The organism is Actinomadura sp. 7K507, from assembly GCF_004348425.1.
In the GTDB taxonomy this organism is placed as follows: Bacteria; Actinomycetota; Actinomycetes; order Streptosporangiales; family Streptosporangiaceae; genus Spirillospora.
This window is the reverse complement of record NZ_SMKK01000338.1, coordinates 1-7,637: the sequence shown is the minus strand read 5'-3', so window position 1 is coordinate 7,637 and position 7,637 is coordinate 1. Positions and strand designations below refer to the sequence as shown.

General features: G+C 67.7%; 7 protein-coding genes. 3 read left to right on the top strand and 4 right to left on the bottom strand.

All coding sequences use genetic code 11. The annotated features are described in order from the left end of the window. The first annotated feature begins 136 nt into the window (after positions 1-136). Positions 137-1,261 (top strand): NADAR family protein, encoded by a 1,125-nt coding sequence (locus E1285_RS41565; RefSeq protein WP_132160204.1) that lies wholly within the window; start codon positions 137-139, stop codon positions 1,259-1,261. A gap of 172 nt (positions 1,262-1,433) precedes the next feature. On the opposite strand, the gene E1285_RS41560 is transcribed toward E1285_RS41565, so the two are convergent. The 3 genes from E1285_RS41560 to E1285_RS41545 all read right to left on the bottom strand — a co-directional run bounded on the left by E1285_RS41560 (position 1,434) and on the right by E1285_RS41545 (position 4,040). After that, positions 1,434-2,513, bottom strand: coding sequence for a winged helix DNA-binding domain-containing protein (locus tag E1285_RS41560; protein ID WP_132160202.1), 1,080 nt, complete (start codon positions 2,511-2,513; stop codon positions 1,434-1,436). Positions 2,514-2,819: 306 nt separating this feature from the next. Further along, on the bottom strand, positions 2,820-3,479 hold the full coding sequence (locus E1285_RS41550) for a shikimate kinase (RefSeq protein WP_132160200.1): 660 nt from the start codon (positions 3,477-3,479) through the stop codon (positions 2,820-2,822). A gap of 108 nt (positions 3,480-3,587) precedes the next feature. Continuing rightward, positions 3,588-4,040 (bottom strand): MarR family transcriptional regulator, encoded by a 453-nt coding sequence (locus E1285_RS41545; RefSeq protein ID WP_132160198.1) that lies wholly within the window; start codon positions 4,038-4,040, stop codon positions 3,588-3,590. 36 nt (positions 4,041-4,076) lie between these two features. On the opposite strand from E1285_RS41545, the gene E1285_RS41540 reads away from it, so the two are divergent. Both E1285_RS41540 and E1285_RS41535 read left to right on the top strand, forming a co-directional pair. Beyond that, positions 4,077-4,397, top strand: a complete 321-nt coding sequence (locus tag E1285_RS41540; protein WP_132160196.1) for an antibiotic biosynthesis monooxygenase — start codon at positions 4,077-4,079, stop codon at positions 4,395-4,397. Between the two features lie 340 nt (positions 4,398-4,737). Then, on the top strand, positions 4,738-5,379 hold the full coding sequence (locus E1285_RS41535; RefSeq protein WP_132160195.1) for an SIMPL domain-containing protein: 642 nt from the start codon (positions 4,738-4,740) through the stop codon (positions 5,377-5,379). Positions 5,380-6,702: 1,323 nt separating this feature from the next. Here E1285_RS41535 and E1285_RS41520 read toward each other — a convergent pair. Beyond that, positions 6,703-7,437 (bottom strand): class I SAM-dependent methyltransferase, encoded by a 735-nt coding sequence (locus tag E1285_RS41520; RefSeq protein WP_132160191.1) that lies wholly within the window; start codon positions 7,435-7,437, stop codon positions 6,703-6,705. Positions 7,438-7,637 lie beyond the last annotated feature (200 nt).

The following is a 7,637-nucleotide window of genomic DNA, read 5'->3' as shown; positions in this document are numbered from 1 at the left end:
CTCTACCATGACGGCAGCAGCCGCCCAAGGTTCTTCTTGCGTCACAACTCGAAGATCATCGGGCGGCTGTCCTACGTTACGGCCGGTCCCTGCCCGTTCAGATCACGTTCTACGACTGCCGTACTAGTTTGCGTGGATGGTGTGGAGGAGGCCGACCTATCGGCTCGTGGATGGGGAGCGGGTCGACGGGGTGTGGTGCCACGTCTGGATCAAAAGCTATTCCGGCTACTACGTGGACGATCTGTTCGCCTACGCTGACGGTCTGCTCAGGTGCGGGGAGGTGTTCGATCTGCGCGGGCTGCGGCAACGACTCGAGTCCGGGAAGATCGTTCTCCGTGATCCTGAGCGTCCGGTGCCCGAGCGGCCTGCGCCGACGCCGCGGTGGTCGGCACGCTATCCGGAGCCGTTGACGAACCAGGGTTTCCTGGGTGAGGTCGCTGACGAGATCGAGGCGTTGAACGGCCGGCCGACGACCTCGGACCGGTGCTGGGAGGCGATCAGGCGGTACCAGTCTGATCCTGCCGAGGACAACCGGGTGCACATCCGCGAGGCGTACTTGGCGATCCCGGCGCACCGGCGGGTGTTCGTGCTGGGCGACATGGACCTGCAGGACATCCCGCTGCGGCAGTTGGTCACCGATATCGGCGAACCGGTGGGCGGGGACGGGCCGATCGCCACCGCGGAGATGCACTCTAAGGTTCTGGAGTACTTCAACGCCGGCGATCAAGGCCTGCAGCGTGAGCGTGAGCACCGGGATGTCCTGCATGCCGACGATCCGGTGCAGGCGGGGGCGGCTGCGATCACCCTGCATGAGCGAGTTAATCCGCTCACCGAGCCGCCGGAGCATCTGGACCTGTGGGTACTGCGCAACGAGTTTCCGGCTCCGTTCACCTTCGCCGGCCAGACCTATCCCACGATCATCCATGGGTATTGGGCGAGCGCAGTGGCTGCCCGCTCGGATCACGACCGCATCCGGGACGCGGCCACCGTCCGCGAGGCCCACGAGACCGGCGGCCGGTGCACATTGCGGCCGGACTGGGCAGCCGCCCGGACTGCTGTGATGGCTGGTCTGCTGCGCGCCAAGTTCACCCAGCACCCCGAATTGGCTGAGATCTTGCTGTCCACCGCCGACGCACGAATCAGCTACACCGGCATCTCCGAGTCACCGTTCTGGACCGACCGCGGCCCACGCGGAGGGCGCAACTGGGTTGGCCGACTGCTCGAACTCGTCCGCGCTGAACTCCTCCAGCCACGCCACTAGCCACCATCCGCTAGAACCGGTCTCTTCCCCCGCGGAGAGCGCATCTCGCATCACAGGGCGATGCACGCTCATGCCGCGGTCAGCGCGGATGGCGGCGTGGGCCGGGCGCAGCGAGGGACCGCATCAGCGGGGGGCGGGCGACGGGGCGCGCTGTTCGGGAGCAGGCGGTCGGTCAAGAGAAAGTGATCTCGGCCTTGAGCTGCAGGTACTCGCCGTACCGGCTGGCGGCCTGGTCCAGGGCTTCGATCTGCAGAGGTGTCGGGGTCCGGTAAGGCCGCAGGTCGAACCGCACACGGTCGCGGTCGATGGTGCGCCGCATGGAGGCGAGGAGCTGCCCGTCGACCAGTGCCATCCCGATTGCGGACTCTCGGGTGCGCGGAACGTCGCCGGCGGCGTCCAGCACCCAGCGGGAGTCCTGGTAGCCGCGGTAGGTCTCGTCGAGGACCTGCAGAAGATGGCCCGCGGGATCCTGCGGTCGGTCCGGGGGTTCTCCGGGGGCGTGCCAGAAGGTGCGCCCGTCGTGCTCGAACGAGTCGAGCCGATCACGCGCCTGTTGCAGGCCGGCGCGCACGTCGGTGAGGGTGAGCGTCGCCCAGTAGGCCAGGTCCCGTTCAGTGGCCGGTCCATGGCCGGTGAAGTAGCGCAGCGCGAGTTCGGCCAGGGCCTCGTCCCGGGAGAGCCGCCGCGGTATCGGCACGCGCTCGGCCATCAGCGCGTAGGTGTGTTCGCCGTCGACGACTCGGCCGCTGCAGATCAGCCCGTCCAACTCGGCGTGGGCCAGCAGGATCATCAGCATCTGCCCGCTGCCCGCGACACCGCGCTCGCGCAACTCCTCGGCCAGCTCCGCGCGGGTGAGCTGTCCCCGGCTCGCCAATGCCTCCGTGACGGCGGCGACCGCCTGGTCGATGGAACGTTCGTCGAGGCCGTGAGTAGTGCGTAGCTGCTGGCCGGTGACCCGCCGTACGCGGGGACCGGTCAGGTCGAGCAGCCAGCCGATGTCCTCGGCCCGCACGAAGTGCCACGTCGGGCGCAGCACATGTGTACGAACGATGGCGCCGTCGTCGAGGAGGGCCGCCAGATCGGCCCGGTCGGGGTTCTGTGTGCGCGAGGCTACCGCCCAAGCCGCCTGACCAGGGTTTTCCGCCTGGACGGCCAGCAGTGAACCCACCACCTCACCCGCCGACCCGGCATAGGGCCGAACCAGGTGCTGGCTGCGCAGCCGCCAACGAGCAACGTCGACGTCCCGCACCACGCCACCACCCTCCGGACCCGAACCAGGAACAGCCTAACCAAGCATGCTGACATCCATGCCGACCAGCAGCACTCGGGGAACTTCAGACGCGCAGCAAAAGCCATTTCCTGCTCGTGAGAGCCGGTGCCGGACCTGGTCTCCGGAGGACGCGTCGATGGTGGCCGTGCCGTTCTAGGTGCGCCCCGGCTGGGGAAGCGGTGGATGTCGCCGACCTCGTCCACCAGCCAGCAGCGATCGCCCATTGAGACGTGGGCGGTGGCCATCCCGTCCCCCGTGCGAACCCGCAAGGGAACGCGGGCGGCCCCGTCAGAGCCCGAGCGACTGCGTCACCTGCCTGGTCAACTCAGCCTCGCTCATCGTGGTGTCGACCTCGATGGCGGAGAGTCCAAGGTGCCTGGTCTCCTTGGAGAGCCGGTCGGTGAACATCCGGTCGCGCTCGAGCAGGTTGTGCCGCGCCCGTTCAGGGTCGCTGGTCCTGCTGGGGATCTCCCAGCCGCGGCCCTCGAACGCGGACCGGCGGAACTCGGGCGTCGACAGCAGCCAGACCGCACGGCAAGGCTCGGTGAGCAGCGGCTTGACCAGGTGGGGCAGCAGCCGGAAGCCCTCGGCGATCACACCGGTGTCCGCGGGCGAGCGCAGCAGGTCTTCGACGATCAGGTTGAAGCCCTCGCCCCGGAACCAGTGGAAGGTCTCCAGCATCGTCTCCGGGGGCCGGTTCACCCAGCGCTCGTCCATGTCCATGCTCTTGAACCTGCTCAGGTACGGGGCGTCTTCCGGCGCGCTGCGGCCGGCGTGGTCCGGCATCACCTCGTCGGTCGAGTACACGCGCAAGCCGCACCGGGACGCGATGCGCCGGGCAACGGTCGACTTGCCGGCGCCGCTGCCGCCGCCGATCCAGTAGACATGCCGCAACCGTTCCCGCAGCGCCGCGGTGCCGGGAGGCTCCTCGCTCTCGTCAGGGCGCATTCATCCACTCATACATGTTGCGCAGCACCTGGTCCATGAGGCAGGAGCGCCCACATGCCGCCGATCGAGCGGCCGACTGAGTCACGCGTTCGTCGTGGTCCCCGTTGCTCATGCCGACAGCATGCGGATGAGCTGCTGGACGGTGGTTCGCGCTTGGTTCAGGCTCGCCGCGTCAAGGTCGGTGTCGGTGAGGAGTTGGCTGCGGTGACGGCGTCCGGCGGCGTCCAGGCGCGCCAAGGTCTGTCTGCCCGAGTCACTGAGCTGAACCAGAGGAGCTCGCGCATCATCGGGGTTGCCGGTCCCGACGACCAGCCCTGCGGCCTTGAGTTCGTTGACGACTCGTTGGACGCTCTGCCGGGTCAGCCCCAGCCGCCGGGCGGCGCCCGACACCGTCATCGGTCGTTCGCTCAGCACGCTGAGGACGTGCCAGCGCGCGGTCGACTGGCCCTCCTCGCGGGCGATGTCTTCGGCGGTGTGCCGCGACAGCCCGGCCAGTTGGTACACGTCGGCGATGAGCAGGCGGTAGGCCTCGACCGTTGCCGATGATCGCTCGGAAACCATAGAATGACAGCATACTGTCAAAGATGGGGAGCGGCGATGATCCTCCGACTCTGGCGGGGCTGGACGACCGCCGAACTGGCCAACAGCTACGAGGAGATCCTCAACACCGACGTGGCACCAGGCATCCTGGCCAGGAATCTGGACGGCCTGCGCTCGTTCGATGTCTGGCGACGCCGTCCCGCCGAGCAGACCGGCGAACACGAGTTCCTCACCGCCATGGTCTTCGATGACATGGCCGCCATCGAACGATTCGCCGGCGGGCCCACCCAGTCCTACGTGCCACCCCAGGCACGCGCCGTACTCACCAGATTCGACCCTCACTCCCAGCACTACGACCTGCGACAGCGACACCGCTGACCCATGGTGGTCCACCTTGACGGTTGTCACGGCGGGCAGCCGAAGACGTCCTCACTTGCCGCTGAGCGCTCGGAGTCGGCGCCGGGGGCTTCCGGTATGCGATAGGCGGAAGGTGACGACATTGCCGAGAAGACCGGCAGGTTCGCACTGGCAATCGGGCACTGGACTCGAGAAGGTTGACTCGGTTGCTGCGGAGGTCGCCACCGCCGATGTGGATGCTCGCAATCTTTGGGAGCGCAAGTCGCGCTCTGTAGGCGTATCGCCTATGAACGCATCGTCTTGGACGTCGATCTTCCCGTCCAGGACGCGGTGGGGGTGGCGCGATGCTTAGATCATCGGCATGCAAATGATGGAACGGCCGTGGGGCGTGGCCGCCTACGGCACATCGAGCGTCAAGGCCATGCCCGACCTCGTCCGGGCCAGGTTCAAGGTGATCCGGGTAGAGCAGACACCGTCTCAGGCGTTCGCCGCGGCCAGTGACGCCGTGCAAGCGGTCCGGCAGACACTGCGGCAGCATGGGATATCGGACGCGGCAGTCGAGCGATCACGGCTCGACCTGAAGAGTTCGTGGAGCTACGGCGGGTCGGAACGCAAGTTCATCGGGTACGAGTGTCAGGCCTCGTTCGCCGTCGAATCCGGTGCTCTTGATGATGTCCAGCCCATGCTCGTCGATTTGGTCGCGGCAGGCGCCAATGAGATAGAAGCGGTGGACTTCGATGTAGCCGGCAAGGGCGAGTTGCGCGCGGAGGCTCGCCGACAGGCGGTCGGTGCGGCTCGACGCAAAGCCGAACTGTTCGCCGAGGCCGCAGGAGTGCGACTGGGGGCCGTTGTGCACATCGATGACGTCGATCCCGAGCAGGCCAGATTCGAGCGGTATCGCGGGCACGGCTCTGGCGGCGAGGCATCCCCTGAGGATCTTGCGCCCGGACATGTCGTCGTGTCCGCCGCGGTCGTCTTGGGATTCTCCATCAACCACGACTGACAGGGACGCACTACCGGTCGGCCGGAAGAAATGCTCCGACGTACTAAGGAGGCGGGCTGTTCGTTCCCCGGAAAATCGCCTACGGCCTGGATCCCCCGCCCGCTGGCGCGCCTTCCCCGCCCGGCCGGTGCTCACCGCCGCGACCGCCGCGATCACCGCTGACCAGGGCATCACCGGCTGTCCGGACACCGAGTGCGTGCTCTGCCGCGATGCAATCGCCGGAGGCCCGGAGGCCCAGGAACCAGACCGTGTCCCCGCAGGATGACGGCCGAACATCCGAAAGCCGGGAGATCTGGTCTAGCGCTGCCGTTAGCAACCGCTGGGGCTACCGGCACCGGATGCGCCCTCGGCCCTCTGCGAATCCCATTCCGACACCGAGAGTTCCGTGTTCAGCAGGTGGACAACCTGTTGCCCTTCGTCGCGTGACGTCACCTTCTCAAGCGGGTCGAAATCCATTGGGAGCACGTCCAGCAGGCTCCTGACTCGCTCCCCAGTACGGAGCTGTATCAGCAATTCGCACCGCAAGTGGTCGGGGATGTCGGGGCGGTGGGACAGTCTGTGCCAGAAAGCTGGCCACAAGTAGTGGCGCCCCTCGGGAGCGGCGTGCCCGACTACCCATGCGGCGGGGAGCCGTTGGGAAAGGCCTAGCCGGAGTGCCGTCTCCTCCAGCGTGACCAGTGCCGCAGTGCCCGCAACCTTGAGTTCGCGAGGCACCGGCTGATCCACGGACATCGCTCCATGCTGCCTGACCGCGAGGATCTTCCGGAACAAGTTCCCGGCCTGCCTTGGCTGCCGAAGCGGGCGACGGATTCGAATCCACGCTGTCAGCTTGGGAATCAAACCGATCCCGGCCGTCATACCGGCTGACCTGGCCTCCGCTCGTACCGTCGGCGACCGTGACCGCCCCTTGATCATCCTGCCCGATTGCACGCCACCGCACCCGCTGACCTGCGTATCCTCGACGTGATCGGAACGACTACATCCCAACACAGACGATGCTTCTCGCGTGCGGCCGCTGCCCGTTGTGCGGGCGTTGTCGTCAGCCTTGTGGATGCTGACCTCGGACTATCGGCGGATGGAATATGCCGCCCGGCGAACCCCGGCCGTAGTCAGGGCCGAACAGTTCGTCGCGAGGCTGCGCGGTCACCTGGTCGAGGATCCGGAGACCGGAATCGCCCGGCGCCCAGTGGTGGTCCTGCCGATGAGACGGAGGATGACCTCCCGGATGCAGTGAAACACACACGTCTGGCTACTCAGTGCAATCGAGGATGCTCGTCGGACGCCAGGTAACCAAAGGGGCCTGGATCGTGCCGGTAGGTGTGTTCAGGGGGTGGTTGGTTTGCGGGCGGTGAGCAGGCGGGTCGGGACCCACGGACTGCCCCACCACGCGCGCCAGCCGAGGCCGCGCACGCTGATGTCCTGGGCGTTCAGCCGGGCCAGCACCGCTGCGTACTCGCGGGGGGTCCGCGCCAGGTCGGCGATCAGCAGGCGGCCGCCCGGTCGCAGCACCCGGTACGCCTCGGCGATGGCTTGGGCGCGGGCGTCCGCGCCGAAGATGGTGTGCACCGTCAGGCTGGACACGACCAGGTCGAAGCTCGCCTCCGCGTACGGGAGTCTGCGCAGGTCACCCCCTTGCACGTGGACGCGGTCGGCGACGCCTTCGGCGCGGGCGTTGCGCAGAGTCGCCGCCGGGGTGTTGCCGGACTGGTCCCGTCCGCGCCACAGGTCCACGCCGACCGCCCGGCCCTGCGGGAGATGCCGGGCGGCGGCCAACAGGACGGCGCCGCGTCCGCATCCGAGGTCGAGCAGCCGTTCGTCGCCACGCAGGTCCAGCTGGTCCAGCACGTCCCGCCAGACCAGGAACTTGCCGCGCAGCGTGGCGTGCAGGCTCAGGGCCAGGCATCCCGCCAGCAGGGTGCCGGAGACCAGCGCGGGCAGCGCGGCGGCCGGATCGGCGGTGACCGCCATCACCAGCCCGGTCACCCAGAACCCGAGCACGACCAGGCCCACGAAGCCGAACCCGTAGGGCGCATCCATCCCGTACCGCGCGCCAGGCATCCCGCCACTCTGCCACGAACCGGCCGCTCGGGGGCCGGCTACGACGCACTGCTCCGCCGCCGGGGACAAACTGCCAGGGCTAATGCGTTCTCAGATGCTGAGATGAGCCGGTAGATCGGCAGGCCAAACGGCGGGTGGCACCCGGGGGGTTGTGAACGACGAACGCGGTCCCCGATGATCTTGGGTGTCTAAGCCAGTCG